The 13,511-nt window shown below is 62.4% G+C and carries 17 protein-coding genes; 11 read left to right on the forward strand and 6 right to left on the reverse strand.

What is annotated here, in order from left to right:
* Positions 1-12: 12 nt before the first annotated feature.
* The 3 genes from N8A98_RS15435 to N8A98_RS15445 form a co-directional block, all read right to left on the reverse strand.
* Complete coding sequence (locus N8A98_RS15435) at positions 13-1,146, reverse strand: GGDEF domain-containing protein (protein WP_262166578.1); 1,134 nt, start codon at positions 1,144-1,146, stop codon at positions 13-15.
* 93 nt (positions 1,147-1,239) lie between these two features.
* Positions 1,240-1,602 carry a hypothetical protein gene (locus N8A98_RS15440; RefSeq protein ID WP_262166579.1) on the reverse strand — a complete coding sequence of 121 codons (363 nt, stop codon included), beginning with the start codon at positions 1,600-1,602 and terminating at the stop codon, positions 1,240-1,242.
* Between the two features lie 3 nt (positions 1,603-1,605).
* Positions 1,606-2,787 (reverse strand): MFS transporter, encoded by a 1,182-nt coding sequence (locus N8A98_RS15445; RefSeq protein WP_262166581.1) that lies wholly within the window; start codon positions 2,785-2,787, stop codon positions 1,606-1,608.
* Between the two features lie 314 nt (positions 2,788-3,101).
* Here N8A98_RS15445 and N8A98_RS15450 point away from each other — a divergent pair, with 314 nt between their 5' ends.
* A complete protein-coding gene (locus N8A98_RS15450; protein WP_262166582.1) occupies positions 3,102-3,854 on the forward strand; it encodes a nucleotidyltransferase domain-containing protein in 753 nt (250 codons plus the stop codon).
* 83 nt (positions 3,855-3,937) lie between these two features.
* Positions 3,938-4,501: an HdeD family acid-resistance protein gene (locus tag N8A98_RS15455; protein ID WP_262166584.1), complete on the forward strand. Its 564-nt coding sequence runs from the start codon at positions 3,938-3,940 to the stop codon at positions 4,499-4,501.
* Positions 4,502-4,504: 3 nt separating this feature from the next.
* On the opposite strand, the gene N8A98_RS15460 is transcribed toward N8A98_RS15455, so the two are convergent.
* Positions 4,505-5,398, reverse strand: a complete 894-nt coding sequence (locus N8A98_RS15460; RefSeq protein WP_262166586.1) for a YihY/virulence factor BrkB family protein — start codon at positions 5,396-5,398, stop codon at positions 4,505-4,507.
* Between the two features lie 36 nt (positions 5,399-5,434).
* Positions 5,435-5,830: a hypothetical protein gene (locus N8A98_RS15465; protein WP_262166587.1), complete on the reverse strand. Its 396-nt coding sequence runs from the start codon at positions 5,828-5,830 to the stop codon at positions 5,435-5,437.
* A gap of 131 nt (positions 5,831-5,961) precedes the next feature.
* Between N8A98_RS15465 and N8A98_RS15470 the strand changes: the two genes are divergently transcribed.
* The 9 genes from N8A98_RS15470 (at position 5,962) to N8A98_RS15510 (ending at position 12,828) form a co-directional block, all read left to right on the forward strand.
* Complete coding sequence (locus N8A98_RS15470) at positions 5,962-6,489, forward strand: hypothetical protein (RefSeq protein ID WP_262166589.1); 528 nt, start codon at positions 5,962-5,964, stop codon at positions 6,487-6,489.
* Between the two features lie 98 nt (positions 6,490-6,587).
* The gene (dnaG, locus tag N8A98_RS15475) at positions 6,588-8,540 is read left to right on the forward strand and encodes a DNA primase (RefSeq protein WP_262166590.1); all 1,953 of its coding nucleotides are present in this window, start codon (positions 6,588-6,590) and stop codon (positions 8,538-8,540) included.
* A 187-nt stretch (positions 8,541-8,727) separates the two neighbouring features.
* Positions 8,728-10,791, forward strand: a complete 2,064-nt coding sequence (gene rpoD, locus N8A98_RS15480; RefSeq protein ID WP_113123398.1) for an RNA polymerase sigma factor RpoD — start codon at positions 8,728-8,730, stop codon at positions 10,789-10,791.
* Between the two features lie 12 nt (positions 10,792-10,803).
* Complete coding sequence (locus tag N8A98_RS15485) at positions 10,804-11,064, forward strand: DUF4160 domain-containing protein (RefSeq protein WP_262166593.1); 261 nt, start codon at positions 10,804-10,806, stop codon at positions 11,062-11,064.
* A complete protein-coding gene (locus tag N8A98_RS15490; protein WP_262166594.1) occupies positions 11,019-11,348 on the forward strand; it encodes a DUF2442 domain-containing protein in 330 nt (109 codons plus the stop codon). Before N8A98_RS15485 ends, N8A98_RS15490 begins: the two co-directional genes overlap by 46 nt.
* On the forward strand, positions 11,311-11,652 hold the full coding sequence (locus N8A98_RS15495) for a DUF2442 domain-containing protein (RefSeq protein WP_262166596.1): 342 nt from the start codon (positions 11,311-11,313) through the stop codon (positions 11,650-11,652). Before N8A98_RS15490 ends, N8A98_RS15495 begins: the two co-directional genes overlap by 38 nt.
* Positions 11,653-11,695: 43 nt before the next feature.
* Positions 11,696-11,989 (forward strand): HlyU family transcriptional regulator, encoded by a 294-nt coding sequence (locus N8A98_RS15500; protein WP_113123400.1) that lies wholly within the window; start codon positions 11,696-11,698, stop codon positions 11,987-11,989.
* 81 nt (positions 11,990-12,070) lie between these two features.
* Entirely contained in the window at positions 12,071-12,292 is a 222-nt protein-coding gene (locus N8A98_RS15505) for a hypothetical protein (RefSeq protein WP_262166598.1), read from the forward strand.
* Positions 12,293-12,333: 41 nt separating this feature from the next.
* Positions 12,334-12,828 (forward strand): hypothetical protein, encoded by a 495-nt coding sequence (locus N8A98_RS15510; protein ID WP_262166600.1) that lies wholly within the window; start codon positions 12,334-12,336, stop codon positions 12,826-12,828.
* Positions 12,829-12,838: 10 nt separating this feature from the next.
* On the opposite strand, the gene N8A98_RS15515 is transcribed toward N8A98_RS15510, so the two are convergent.
* Positions 12,839-13,492: a Vgb family protein gene (locus N8A98_RS15515; protein ID WP_262166601.1), complete on the reverse strand. Its 654-nt coding sequence runs from the start codon at positions 13,490-13,492 to the stop codon at positions 12,839-12,841.
* Positions 13,493-13,511: the final 19 nt, after the last annotated feature.

Here is a 13,511-nt window from a genome sequence, read left to right on the forward strand (position 1 = left end):
GGGCAGTGCCCCTTACGCCACCAATCTCGGGCCGGGGGCGTGGATGCGGTTGCGGCCGGCGGATTTGGCTTTGTAGAGGGCTTCGTCGGCGTCGCGGAGCAGGGTTTCGAAGGTGTCGCCATCGACCCCGCTGATGGCAACGCCGGCGCTGACCGTGGCTTCGATGGCGATGCCGGCCAGTTCCTGCGCAGCGCGGATCCGTTCGGCCACGGCGGCGGCCGAGCGTTGCGGCAGGCCGGTCAGCACCACGCAGAATTCCTCGCCGCCCAGCCTGGCGGCAGCGTCGGTGGGGCGGATGCCGTCGCGGATCAGGGCGGCGAAATCCTGCAAGACGCAATCGCCCACGGCGTGGCCCAGACGGTCGTTGATGGCTTTGAAGTGATCGAGATCGAACATGATGACGGCGGCGCCCGGCTCGAGCCGGCTGGTGCCATGAGCATCGAACAGGGCGCGGCGGTTGAGCAGGCCGGTCAGCGCGTCGGTCATCGCCTCGCTGCGATGCTGGCGCGCCGCGCGGGAATGGTTGAGCGTCAGCGACAACGCGCCAATGCCGGTGAGGCCGACGATGGCTACTATGGAATTGATGTCCTCGGCCCAGTTTTGCGGACGGGCGATCAGCACGAACTGGCCATTGACCAGCAGCACCAGGCCGCAGAGCGCGAAGGACAAAGCGCTGATCGCGTAGAGCGCTGCATTGAGGGCCAGCGGCAAGGGCGCTTCCTTGCGACCCAGCCAATATTCATAGGCGGCCAGCGCCAGAAGCTGGGCAATGCCGAAATTGGCAGTGGCGGTGGCGATGCCGGAATAGTTCAGCGCAAAGATGATGCTGGTGACGCCGATGGTGGACGAGCCCAAGGCGAAGACTTTGGGGATGGAAATCGTGCCGGTGCGGAACTGGACGGCGCCGGCATAGATGAAAGTGAAGCCCGCCATGAGCAGGGCAAAGGACATGAGCTGCACGGCCGGCACGTATTGGTCGAGCATGCTATAGGCGATGACGCCGAAGACGATTAGGGCCATGCCGATGGACCAGCTCAGCAAATAGCCGTCCTTGCGCGACACCATCCAGCTGACCAGCAGGGTGACTGTGAGCGCCGCGCTGGAAAAGCCGATGGCCGTCAGGAAAGAAATCTGATCGAGAATCATCGACGCGTCCCAAACCGTCCGGCCACTTGTACCGGTTTGGCGCGACTATGCCGCCGACAGGATTAAGGTATGGTCACCAGAGGGTTATCGGTCCTAGAGGCCGGGGCCTTGCCAGGCGCCGGCGCCCGATGGTGGGGCGGGACATTTGAAGGGCAGGAACGTGCTGGCCGTGCCGGCATTCATCAGGGCGAGGGTCAGCGCGTTGGCAATCTCGATTTCCTGATTTGAGCGCGGGCAGATGTCGGCCGGCGTGGTGCAGCCGCCGGCAATGAAATTCTCGTTGCCGGCAATGAAGGCGTAGTTCATCTGCTCGCTGCCATGGGTCTCCAAAGCCTGTGCCCAGGCCGCCTCATAGGCGCGGCATTTCTGCTCGACCCAGCCGGCTTGCTCCTGCCCCATGGCAGGCGCCATCATTCCGGCCACGCAGACGCCCAGAACTGTTGCGGATGTTCGCATCGGTCAGGCCCCCGCTGGAACCGGCGGGGTGGCGCCGGTGCGCAGTTCCCAGGCATAGGAAAAGACGGCGACAAGGACGGCCAATAGCAGGGCGACGGTGCCGATCAGCGGCAGGTTCTGATAGCCGAAGCCGTTTTCGAGCAGGGTGGCGCCCAGTATGGCGGCAATGGCGATGCCGATATTGAAGCCGGTGGGAATGAGCGCCGAGGCCAGATTGGGCGCGTCGGCGGCCCAGGCGAGCACGCGCGACTGCACCGGAGAGCCGAAGGCGAAGTTCACCCCGCCCCAGGCGATGACGGCAATGGCCATGACGATGGGAAAGGGGCTGACGAAATGCAGCGTGGTGAACATGGCCGCCTGCAGGCCCAGGATGACGATGAGCGAGGGCATCAGCTTCCAATCGGCGAGGCGCCCGCCGATGAACACGCCAATGGTGGAACCCACGCCATAGAGCAGCAGCACCCAGGGCAGCACCGCCTGATCGAGCCCGGTGACCTCGAGCAGGAGCGGGGCAATATAGGTGAAAAGGCTATATTGGCCGATCATCACTAGGATGACGATGAGCAGGGAGGTGATGATCTGCTGGCGGCCCAGCGCCTTGAATTCGCGCAGGAAACTGCCGCTGGTGGCGGTGTTGCCGGCTTTGGCAGGCAGGAAGAGCGCAGTGACTACGGTGGCGATGAGGCCCAGCGCGCCGACGGCCCAGAAGGTGGCGCGCCAGCCAAAGGCATTGCCGATGGCGGTGCCGCCGGGTACGCCCAGGATGTTGGACACAGTGAGGCCGGAGAGGATCAGCGCCACGGCAAAGCCGCGCTTGTCATCGGACACGAGATTGACCGCGACGATGGCGGCGATGCCGAAATAGGTGCCGTGCACGACCGAGACCAGCACACGCGCCACCATCAGTAGCTCGAAACTGGGCGCGATGGCGCAGAGCGTCTGGCCCAGCGTAAAGACGCTGCCGAGCAGGATGATCAGCGTTTTGCGCGAGAGTTTCTTGGTGGCGACGGCCAGGAGCGGGCCGCCAATGGCGATGCCGATGGCGTAACCGGTGACCAGATAGCCGGCGATGGGAATGGTGACGCCCAGGCCGCTCGCTACTTCGGGCAAGACGCCGGCAATGACGAATTCGGCCGTGCCGAATGCGAAAGCGGCAAGGAACAGGGCAATAAGGGGTAGGGACATGACAAAAACCGCCGCAGCGGGCCTCGATTGAGCTGGGCAGAAACCACAGGCCTGGCGCCTGGGCAACCGACAAAATGCGGGATGGGGTTTAGTTTTTGTGGCCGGAAGCATGGAAATTGACGGTTTAGCCGTTGCGCGGTAGCTTTGTTCTCATGAACAAGATTTCGCGCAGCGCAACCGCTTCCACCACCACCCATCCGCGGTGGCTGGTCGGCGCATGAACTAATTCCTGTTCATAGACTTCGAACCAACCCCGCCGGATACGAGCGGGGTTTTTTGTGCCCGGACGTATCCGCTTTTTTGAGGATGCGACTATGTCCAAAAATGATCCAAGCAGCATTGCCGAGCGTGCCCTTGTAGCCGCACGCAAGTCCCTGACGAGCCGTTTTGCCGGCGCCGCCCTGGCTTTCGTATCCGGCTCGATCATGCGCGGAGCAGGCACGCTTGCCTCCGATATCGACCTGGTCGTGGTGTTTCCCCGGCTCGAAAGGGCGTGGCGGGAATCCTTCGTGGAGGATGAGTTTCCGGTGGAAGCCTTTGTGCATGATCGGCAGACGCTCGCCTACTTTTTCGAGCAGGACGTGAAAAACGGCCGTCCCATCATGGCGCATACGGTGGCCACGGGGAGGATCATTGGTGCTGACGGTAATCTGGCGCGGGTCATTCAGACGGAGGCCGCCGCTATCCTTGCCCGCGGGCCCACGCCGCTGGCGGGGGCGGGCTATGACCGAATGCGATATCTGGTGAGCGACCTGGCGGACGATTTGCGCGGGGACCGGCCCGCGGCCGAAATCCGGGCGATTGCCACGCATTTATACCAACAGTTGGCCGATCTGATGCTGCTTGGACGCGGCGCATGGACGGGCAATGGCAAATGGGCGCCGCGGCTCCTGGGCCAGCTCGATGTCGGGCTGGCTGAGGCCTTCGACCGGGCCTTTGAGCAGGCCTTTGCGGGGAACAGCGCCCCATTGCTTACCCTGACCGATGCGGAATTGGCGCGGCATGGCGGGCATTATTTCGCGGGATATCGGCAGGACGCGCCATTGGAGGCCCGGCTTGTTGGCTAAGGGATGGTAGCTAGTCGTAACCTGATGATCGCGCTAGACTTCCGGTGGGACAAGGCGGGCGAGTCCGCTGGTTGGAGGTTGCGATGACGGTTTCGGCTGATACGAAAAGACGGTTTGCCTTTGCGACGGGCCTGCGTGGCTTGCTCATGCTGCTGGCGGGGCTTTATGCGATCATCTGGCCGGCGCAGGCACTGACCGTGCTGGTGCTGGCGGGCGGTATTTTGTTGATCATCGATGGCGCGCTGGGGCTATGGAGCCTGACCTTTGGCGGCGGCAAGAGCGGCAATTACTGGTTTGACGTGGCGGCCAATGCGCTGTCGCTGATCCTGGGCGTGCTGATCCTGATCAGCCCGCTGATTGCGACTATTCTGACCGTGACCTTCATGTCGACGCTGGTGGGCATCGCCGCGCTGGTGGTGGGCGTGATGCAGATCGTGGTGGTGACGCGGGAGCGCGAGCTTTATGCGCGGATCTGGCCGGTGGTGCTGTCGGGCGCGTCCTATGTGCTGCTCGGGTTGGTCTTCCTGTTTTTCCCGCTGCTCAGCGCCTCGATCGGAGTGATCCTGGGCGGGGTCTTGCTGGTGTTCTTCTCGTTTGGCCTGTTTGGCTGGGCGTGGCGGTTGTATCAGCGGAGTAAGACGGCCTAGGCCCTAACGGGCCAGAGCCCGTTCGGCCAGGGTTTCGCGTTCCAGCTCGGCGTTGATGGTAGCGCCGAGCACGACGATGAGCGCGGAATTATACATCCAGAGCAGCAGCACGATGGCGGTGGCCAGCGAGCCGAAGCTGGCTTCGAAATTGCCGATGCGTTCGACATAGAACGAGAAGAGCGCGCAGACGGCGAGCCAGAGCAGGGTGGCGATGATGGCGCCGGGCCAAATCCAGCGGCCCCGCTTGGCGCGCCGATCGGGCGCGAAGCGGTAAAAAGCGGCGATCAGCAGCACGCCGAAGACCAGCAGCACCGGCCAGCGCAGCAAGAGCAGCAGCATTTGATTTGTGCCCAGCCAGGGCAGCGCGCCGAATACCGCCGGCACGATGGCGACCAGCGCCAGCACGACGATCATGGCCACGCCGGCCAGCAATGTGGTGAGCATGGAGATGGCGATGGTGGCGACGAGGCCACGCTTTTCCGGCTCGGCACGGGCGCGGGAGGTGGCGAACATCAAGGCGGCCACGCCGCGTGAGCCGCTCCAGATGGCGATGCTGAGCGAGAGCAACAGGCCCAGGCCCAGGCCGGCGCGTGGCTGTTCCAGCAATACGACCAATTGGCCGGCCAAGACCTGCAAGGCGACCTCGGGGATTAACCCCTCGAGGCGATCGACCATGTTGGCGAGGAAGACCGGCTGGGCGAACAGGCCAATCAGCAGCACCAGGGTGGCGACGGCGGGGAACAGCGACAGGAAGCCAAAATAGGCGACGCCAGCGCAGCGCATCGAGGTGTCCATCTGGGTCATGGACTTGATGGTGCGCCAGATGACGCGGCGCCAGCGGCGGCGATAATTCTTGGGGAGCGGCTTGGTGATGGTTTCGGCGATGGTCGCGGTCATGCCAGCTCAACGTGGCCGGCGGCTTGCGGTTGCCGCTCAGCGATAGATCACGGCAATGCCGGCAACGCTGTCGTCCCGGCGGTAGATCTGCGCAGCGGGCGGAATGGTGAGGGTGATGCTGGTGGGGCCAGTCCAGCGTGGGGCGAGGTCAGCGCTGGCGCCGATGGAGGGGAAGCTGGCGGCATCGTCGGGCAGACTATCGCCATTGGGGATGAGCGCGGCCTGGGTATTGGCGCCGGTGGTGGCGCCGCAGTCGCGGGAGAAGATGACCAGATCAAAGGCGCTGTCGGGGGAGGGCAGGCGGGCGTGCTGGGTCGTTTGGCAGGAGGGCAGCAGGCTTGACGCATACCAGAGCAGGCCGCCGACCAGCAGGGCGGGGATGGTGGTGAGGGCGAGCAGGGTGCGGAGCGGGAATTTGTTATTGGGGGCCAAGGGGTGGTCCGAAGGTCTGATTGGGTGCGATCCGGTGCATGATATCGAACTCGGCTCGCGTCGTCGTGCCTCACTTGACTCGGTTGACATGTCATGAGTACATAACGTGAACATGTAGCGGGGCGGGGATCATGGTCGGATTGGGTTGGCGTCGTGCTTTGGTTCGCCTGGCTACTATGCTGGTTGTCATCGCAGTCGTTTCCGGCTGCGTCGCGGCCCGTGCGCCAGTGGTATTGATGGCTTCGTTCGATGCTCAGGCCGCTTCATTCATCAATGCCAGCGGGCGGGCCAAAGTCAGCGGACAAGCCTTTGTGCGTCGTAACAATGGCAAGCTATTGCGCGCCGTGGGCACGGATGTGTTCCTCATTCCGCGGACGGCCTATGCGGACGAGCGCATCGTGGCGCTGTACGGCAATCGCAACCAGTTGCGCTGGGGTGTGCGGGTGCCTGACGCCGATCCGCTTTATGAGCAATATATGCGCAAGACTGTTGCCAGCTCGGGCGGGTCGTTCAGTTTTGACCATGTGGCGGACGGGGAATATTACGTCGTCGCGATGATCCACCTGCCCAGCGAGGTGTCGTTCAACCAGTTTCCCATCCTCGAACGGGTCAATGTTCAAGGTGGCAAAAGCGTGCGGCTGGTGATGCGGGGATATTAGTTCGGGAACGGCTATGGGTCTTCGTCCGGCGCGTGGATAAGGGGGATAAGCCGGACCGGTGGGATGACTTGGCGTGAGGAAATGCCTACTTACTCCTGATGCGCTTTTCCGATCAGTTCCTCGATGAGATCCGTCAGCGCCTGCCGATTACGCAGGTGGTGGGCGAGCATGTCATGTGGGACAAGCGCAAGAGCCAGCCGGGCAAGGGGGACATGTGGGCCTGTTGCCCGTTCCATGGCGAGAAGAGCCCCAGTTTTCATGCCGATGACCGGCGCGGCATCTATCATTGCTTTGGCTGTGGGGTTTCGGGCGATCATTTCCGGTTTTTGATCGAAAAGGCCGGGATGAGCTTTCCTGAGGCGGTAGAAAAGCTGGCCGGAATGGCCGGGGTGCCCATGCCGGCGCGCGACGAACGGCAGGAAAAGCGCGAGGCCGAGCGCAAGAGCCTGACCGATGTGATGGAGCTGGCCACGAAATATTTCGAGGCGGCGCTGGCGCATAATATCGGCGCGCGGGCGCGGGGCTATCTGCTCGAGCGCGGCGTCTCGGCGCAGAGCCAGACGCGGTTCCGCATCGGCTTTGCGCCCGATAGCCGCAATGGACTCAAGGAACATCTGGCGGCCAATGGCGTATCGGCGCAGGACATGATCGACACCGGCATGGTGGCGACGCGTGAGGGCGATCCGCTGCCCTATGACCGGTTCCGCAATCGCGTGATGTTCCCGATCATGGATTTCCGCGGCCGGGTGATCGCGTTTGGCGGGCGGGCGCTGTCGGCCGATGTGCCGGCGAAGTACTTGAACTCGCCCGAGACTGAGCTTTTTCACAAGCGGCAGACGCTCTATAATGGCCAGGCGGCGCGGCAGGCGGCGCGCGATGGCAAGACGGTGATCGTTGTCGAAGGCTATCTCGACGTGATCGCCGCGGTGTCGGCCGGGTTTGAGGGCACGGTGGCGCCACTCGGCACGGCGCTGACCGAGGAGCATCTGCAGTTGCTGTGGCGCATGAGCGATGTGCCCGTGCTGTGCTTTGACGGCGACAAGGCGGGGCTCAAGGCCGCCGAGCGGGCAGCCGATATCGTGATGCCGCATCTCAAACCCGGGCAGACGGTCAAGATCGCGACCTTGCCCGAGGGGCTGGACCCCGACGATCTGATCAAGGCGCAGGGGCGGCAGGCCTTTGCCGATGTGATCGACCGGGCGCGCAGCTTGTCGGACGTGATCTGGAGCATGGAAACGGGTGGCCTCGTGCCGGAGGCGCCCGAAGAACGCGCGGCTTTGCAGGCGCGGTTGCGCGAGCGGGCCAATTCGATCCAGGACAGCTCGGTGCGGTTTCACTATGCCCAGGCGTTCGACGAAAAACTCAAGGCGTTTTTCACGCCGTCGCGGCAGGGGCGGTTCGAGCCGCGTGGTGGACGGCCGGCCTATGGGCAGGGCCGCAATTATGGGCAGAGCGGGGCTTATGGCTATCCCGGGCGCGGCACGCCGCGGCTGGTCGTGTCGGACACGTTGCGCAATTCGCGGCTGCTGAAGCCCGGTGCGGGGCCGGATGCGACGCCGCGCGAGGCGGCGATCATATTGAGTCTGGTCAATCATCCCGGATTGGTCGACGACAAGTTCGAAATCCTGGCGGCGCTGGATTTTGACACGCCTGCCGCGCAAAAAGTGATGGGCGAGATTTTGAGCCTTGTGGTGCGCCATCACGACATATCTTCAGATGACCTGGGAGCGGCATTAGGCGTGCGGGGCCATGGACCTGCGCTGGATCGGATGGCCGAATTATTGCGCGCCCAGGGGGTGTGGCAAATCTCTTCGGAGATCGCGCAAGTAGACACCGAGATCGGATTGAGTCACGCGCTGGCCTTGCATAACAAGAAAGTTCAGCTAAATAGGGAACTCAAGGCAGCCGAAGCGGCGCTGGGCGAAGACCCGAGCGAAGAAACCTTTGAAAGGCTGCGGGACATCAAGAACCAAATTACGACTGTCGATGGCACAGAGGCATTGATCGAAGGGTTTGGCTCGTTATCGGGGCGCGCGACACGCAGTTTTTAGAGGCAACTCTGAAAACCGGCGAGTTCGCGCGATTTTGCGTATGGCACTACGCAAAATTTTTCGACGCGAGCCGGGTATTCAGGCGAAAGTTAACGCTTGGGTTACCAAACCTTTACCTTGCCTTGAGGTGTCACCACTTAAAGCCTTAGCGGAACCCGGGCGCTGACGGGTCCCGACGGAGTACCAGATGGCCACCAAGGCAGCTACCAAGACCACCAAGGAAACCGAGAAGCCGGAAGCCGGCGCCCCAGAGGCGACGAACGACAGCCCGCTACTCGACCTTTCCGATGCCGCCGTAAAAAAGCTGATCAAGGTCGCCAAGAAGCGCGGCTACGTCACCTATGAAGAACTGAACGCGGTCATGCCATCGGAGGAAGTGTCCTCCGAGCAGATCGAGGACTTCATGTCCATGTTCTCGGACATGGGCATCAATGTCGTGGATGAAGACGAGGTCGAAGAGACCGAAGTCGAAAAGGACGAGGAAGACCAAGGCCAGGAAGTGGCCACCTCCTCTTCCAGCACGGCCGTTTCCACCACCTCGAACACCAAGGCCGGCGCTGACCGCACCGATGACCCGGTGCGCATGTATCTGCGCGAAATGGGCTCGGTGGAACTGCTCAGCCGCGAAGGCGAAATCGCCATCGCCAAGCGCATCGAGGCCGGTCGCGAGACCATGATCGAAGGCCTGTGCGAGAGCCCACTGACCTTCCAGGCCATCATCATCTGGCGCGAACAGCTCGCCCAGGGCGAAATCCTGCTGCGCGATATTATCGATCTCGAAGCCACCTATGCCGGCCCCGATGCCAAGCAGGCGGCGCCCGATATGTCGCAGGCTTATCTGCAGCCCAAGCCGGAAGTGGTGGCCGAAAAGCCCAAGCCGGCTCCGGCGCCCAAGCGCGCGTCGTCCGGCGAGGATGACGATTACGTGCCCGAGGAGCCGCAGGCCCCGCAGGACCCGGTCGAGGAAGAAGACGACGAATTCGAGAACGCGCTGTCGCTGTCGGCCATGGAAGCCGAGCTCAAGCCGCAGGTGGTGGAGACGTTCGATCGTATCGCCAATGCCTATGGGCAGATGCGCGAAATCCAGGATCGCCACGCCGAGGACCGCAGCGCCACGGTGTCCGATGCCGACCGCAAGAAGATCGAGGCGTTCCGCGGCGAAGTGATTGCGGACGTCAAGTCGCTGTCGCTCAATGCCGGCCGTATCGAAAACCTGGTCGAGCAGCTCTACGACATCAACAAGCGCCTGGTGAAGCTGGAAGGGCGCCTGCTGCGCCTGGCCGAAAGCTATGGCGTCAAGCGCGAGAAGTTCCTCGAGAACTATTACGGCCAGGAAGTGAACCCGGCCTGGGAAACCGAGCTTGCCAGCTTCGAAGGCAAGGGCTGGGCGGAATTTGCCAAGCGCGAAGCCGACACGATCCACGAAATCCGTGGTGACGTCGCGACGCTGGCGACCGAAGCGGGCCTCAATATCGGCGAATATCGCCGCATCGTGCACAAGGTGCAAAAGGGCGAACGCGAAGCTGCCATCGCCAAGAAGGAAATGGTGGAAGCCAATCTTCGCCTTGTGATCTCGATTGCCAAGAAGTACACCAATCGCGGCCTCCAATTCCTCGATCTGATCCAGGAAGGCAATATCGGGCTGATGAAGGCCGTCGATAAGTTCGAATATCGCCGCGGCTACAAGTTCTCGACCTATGCGACCTGGTGGATTCGCCAGGCGATCACCCGTTCGATCGCCGATCAGGCGCGCACCATTCGTATTCCGGTGCACATGATCGAGACGATCAACAAGATCGTCCGGACCAGCCGCCAGATGCTGCATGAAATCGGTCGCGAGCCGACGCCGGAGGAGCTCAGCGAGAAGCTGCAGATGCCCTTGGACAAGGTTCGCAAGGTGCTCAAGATCGCCAAGGAGCCGATCTCGCTCGAAACGCCCATCGGCGACGAGGAAGATTCCAACCTCGGCGATTTCATCCAGGACGTGAATGCGATCCAGCCGATCGACGCGGCGATCCAGTCCAATCTGCGCGAGACCACGACCCGCGTGCTGGCGTCGCTGACGCCGCGCGAGGAACGCGTGCTGCGCATGCGCTTCGGCATCGGCATGAACACCGATCACACGCTCGAGGAAGTCGGCCAGCAGTTCTCGGTGACCCGCGAACGCATCCGCCAGATCGAGGCCAAAGCCCTGCGCAAGCTCAAGCACCCCAGCAGGAGCCGCAAGCTGCGGAGCTTTTTGGATAATTAGGGCGCGAGGACGATGCCAACGATCTCGCGATTTTATGGCATCGTCATCCAGATGTTTTGGAACGACCACGCTCCCCCGCACTTTCATGCCCTATATGGTGATGATGAAGCGGTGATCGGCCTTGAGGGACTTACAGTCCTGAGGGGACATTTGCCGGGCCGGGCAATGAACCTGGTCATTGAATGGGCGAGCCAACATCGCGCCGAGCTGGAAGAGGATTGGGAATTATGCCGATCTCGTCAAATGCCGAACAGAATCGACCCGCTGGCCTAGAGGAAAGCGCTCCGAAATTCTCTGTGCCCTGGCGGGTCGCGAGTGTGCGTGCCTTGCCCAATTTTCGGCTGGAAGTGACATTTGTCGACGGGGTATCAGGCATCGTGGACGCGTTTAACCTGGTACACGCGAACGACGCTGGCGTTTTTGCTGTCCTGCGCGATGGGGATATTTTCGCCAAGGCACATGTGGACTATGGCGCGGTGACGTGGCCAGGCAATCTCGATCTGGCGCCCGACGCGATGTATGACGAGATTAAAAAGCACGGCGTCTGGGTGCTGTGAGTTTGGTAGTGGACGCACCACCCCCCGCCTCAAGGTCACCTCCATCCGCGCCATTGTGCCGTTCAAGCTGGTGGTGAGCTTTTCCGATGGGTCGAGCGGCACGTTTGATGCGGCGAGCATGATCGGGGAGCGCGGCGAGGGGACGGAGCCTTTGCGGGAGCGGCGGTTTTTTGGCATGGTCGAGCTGGCCAATGGCGTGCCGACCTGGCCGAACCATTTCGACATTTCCCCGCTCTGGCTGCGCGAGGAAATGGAAAAACGCGGCGAGTTGATATTGCCTTTGCCGGTGCGGCGCAGGCGCTAGGGTTGGTTACACAACCCACAGACAAGAATAGGGAGAGCCCACTATGTCGTTTTTGAAGAAGCTTTTCGGTGGTGGCAGCAGCAGCGAGAGCGCGCCGGCCGGCGACAAAGTGCTGGGCGAAGAGGGCTATAAGGACTTTCTGATCAAGGCTATCGAAATGCGGGCGGGCAGCGAATTGCAGCTGGCCGGGATCATCGAAAAGAGCGTTGGCGGCGAGCTCAAGACCTACCGCTTCGTGCGGGCCGACCGCATGAGTTCCAAGGATGACCTGGTGGCACTGGCCTTCAACAAGGGCCGGCAGATCATCGACGAGCAGGGCGAGCGCATCTTCAGCTAGCCGCTGCCTCTACAACAGTTTTTACAACGGGCGGCCCGCCATTCGGCGATGGCCGCGCGTTTGCTTTCAGGAGTTACAATCATGGCCAAGAAGCCAACCGCGCGTAATGAATTCGTGATGTTCGATGTCGTCTATGAAGACGGCAGCCAGCGTTCCAACCGCAAGGTGGATGCCAATCTGCTGGGTGGGCTGGATGGCGACGAACCGGCTCGTTCCGCCATTATGGAGCAGGATCGGGCGATCTCGGAAAAGTCCGGCCTGCCGCCGCTGCAGATCAAGTCGATCAAACGCTCGGGCAAGTAGTGTTCAGCAGGGTCTTGCTCATGGTGGTCGGGGGTGCGCTGATGAGCGCGCCGGCTCCCGCATTGGCCGTGTCCGACCTTTGGCAGGCGAAAGCCGAACCTGACGGCTCGATGCGCTATGCCTGCGGGGAGGCCTGCGCCCAGACGCAGTTGATTTGCGTGCATGAGATTGTGCCGAACCGTGAGCCGGTTCCCATTGAAGAGATGGCCGACGAGGCAATCGTGCCGTGGGGCCAGATGGATTTTTCCCTGCTGGCCCGGATTTCCAGCGACCGCGCGGGGCTGAGTGGGGCGGAAAAAATCGTCGATGGCAAGCGGTCCGATGGGCCGGCCATTGTGCCTTTTGGCGGGGCCGATTGGGTCCTGGCGCATTATCAGATGCAGGCCAAGGCCGGTACGCTGGCCGCCGACCTGATGCTGTGGCCAGACGCTAAGGGCGTGGCCATGCTGCGGTGCAGCTATAATGCCGGGCTTGATGACGAGGGCTCGACTTTGGCGATCAGGCAGTTGGCTGAAAGCCTTCGCCTGACGCCATAGATGTAGAATTCTAGCCGGCCGATACCTTGGCGCGTTCGGGACGGCGGACGGCGCGGAGTTTGCCGCTGCTGCCGCCGCCGCAGAAGAAGCGGTCGGCGCCGTCGGATTCAAGGCCGGAAACACCCATTCCGTCCGGCATTTCCAGGATTTCCAGCACTTCGCCGGTGTGCCGGTCGATGTGGCGCAACTCGCTTTTGTCGTCCTGCCAGGTGGCGTGCCAGAGCTCGCCATCGGCCCAGGTGACGCCGGTGACGAAGCGGTTGGATTCGATCGTGCGCAGGACGGTGCCGGTTTCCGGATCGATCTGGTGGATCTTGCGGCCGCGATATTCCCCAACCCAGAGCGTGCCTTCGGCCCAGGCCAGGCCGGAATCGTGACCGCCGCCCGGCGCCGGAATGGAGGCGAGGACGCGGCCAGTGGCAGGATCGATCTTGTCGATGCGGTTTTCGGCAACCTGGAAGATATGCTGGCCATCGAAGGCGGTTCCGGCATAGGCGTCAGCGCCGATCGAGCGGACCGGGGCGCCGCTATCGGGATCGACGGCATTGATCTTGTCACCCGAGGCGAACCAGACGTTTTGGCCGTCAAAGGTTACGCCGTTGACGTCATTGATGCCTGGATAGGGGCCGTACTCGCTCAGGATCTCGGCGGTAGAGGTTTTCATGATGCTGTCTCATTGCGTT

The sequence above is a fragment of the Devosia neptuniae genome (assembly GCF_025452235.1).
Lineage (GTDB): Bacteria > Pseudomonadota > Alphaproteobacteria > Rhizobiales > Devosiaceae > Devosia.

Coding starts and splice junctions, on each gene's coding strand:
- N8A98_RS15435 (WP_262166578.1), bottom strand. CDS start 1,146: ATGATTCTCGATCAGATTTCTTTCCTGACGGCCATCGGCTTTTCCAGC.
- N8A98_RS15440 (WP_262166579.1), bottom strand. CDS start 1,602: ATGCGAACATCCGCAACAGTTCTGGGCGTCTGCGTGGCCGGAATGATG.
- N8A98_RS15445 (WP_262166581.1), bottom strand. CDS start 2,787: ATGTCCCTACCCCTTATTGCCCTGTTCCTTGCCGCTTTCGCATTCGGC.
- N8A98_RS15450 (WP_262166582.1), top strand. CDS start 3,102: ATGTCCAAAAATGATCCAAGCAGCATTGCCGAGCGTGCCCTTGTAGCC.
- N8A98_RS15455 (WP_262166584.1), top strand. CDS start 3,938: ATGACGGTTTCGGCTGATACGAAAAGACGGTTTGCCTTTGCGACGGGC.
- N8A98_RS15460 (WP_262166586.1), bottom strand. CDS start 5,398: ATGACCGCGACCATCGCCGAAACCATCACCAAGCCGCTCCCCAAGAAT.
- N8A98_RS15470 (WP_262166589.1), top strand. CDS start 5,962: ATGGTCGGATTGGGTTGGCGTCGTGCTTTGGTTCGCCTGGCTACTATG.
- dnaG (WP_262166590.1), top strand. CDS start 6,588: ATGCGCTTTTCCGATCAGTTCCTCGATGAGATCCGTCAGCGCCTGCCG.
- rpoD (WP_113123398.1), top strand. CDS start 8,728: ATGGCCACCAAGGCAGCTACCAAGACCACCAAGGAAACCGAGAAGCCG.
- N8A98_RS15485 (WP_262166593.1), top strand. CDS start 10,804: ATGCCAACGATCTCGCGATTTTATGGCATCGTCATCCAGATGTTTTGG.
- N8A98_RS15490 (WP_262166594.1), top strand. CDS start 11,019: ATGCCGATCTCGTCAAATGCCGAACAGAATCGACCCGCTGGCCTAGAG.
- N8A98_RS15495 (WP_262166596.1), top strand. CDS start 11,311: ATGACGAGATTAAAAAGCACGGCGTCTGGGTGCTGTGAGTTTGGTAGT.
- N8A98_RS15500 (WP_113123400.1), top strand. CDS start 11,696: ATGTCGTTTTTGAAGAAGCTTTTCGGTGGTGGCAGCAGCAGCGAGAGC.
- N8A98_RS15505 (WP_262166598.1), top strand. CDS start 12,071: ATGGCCAAGAAGCCAACCGCGCGTAATGAATTCGTGATGTTCGATGTC.
- N8A98_RS15510 (WP_262166600.1), top strand. CDS start 12,334: ATGAGCGCGCCGGCTCCCGCATTGGCCGTGTCCGACCTTTGGCAGGCG.
- N8A98_RS15515 (WP_262166601.1), bottom strand. CDS start 13,492: ATGAAAACCTCTACCGCCGAGATCCTGAGCGAGTACGGCCCCTATCCA.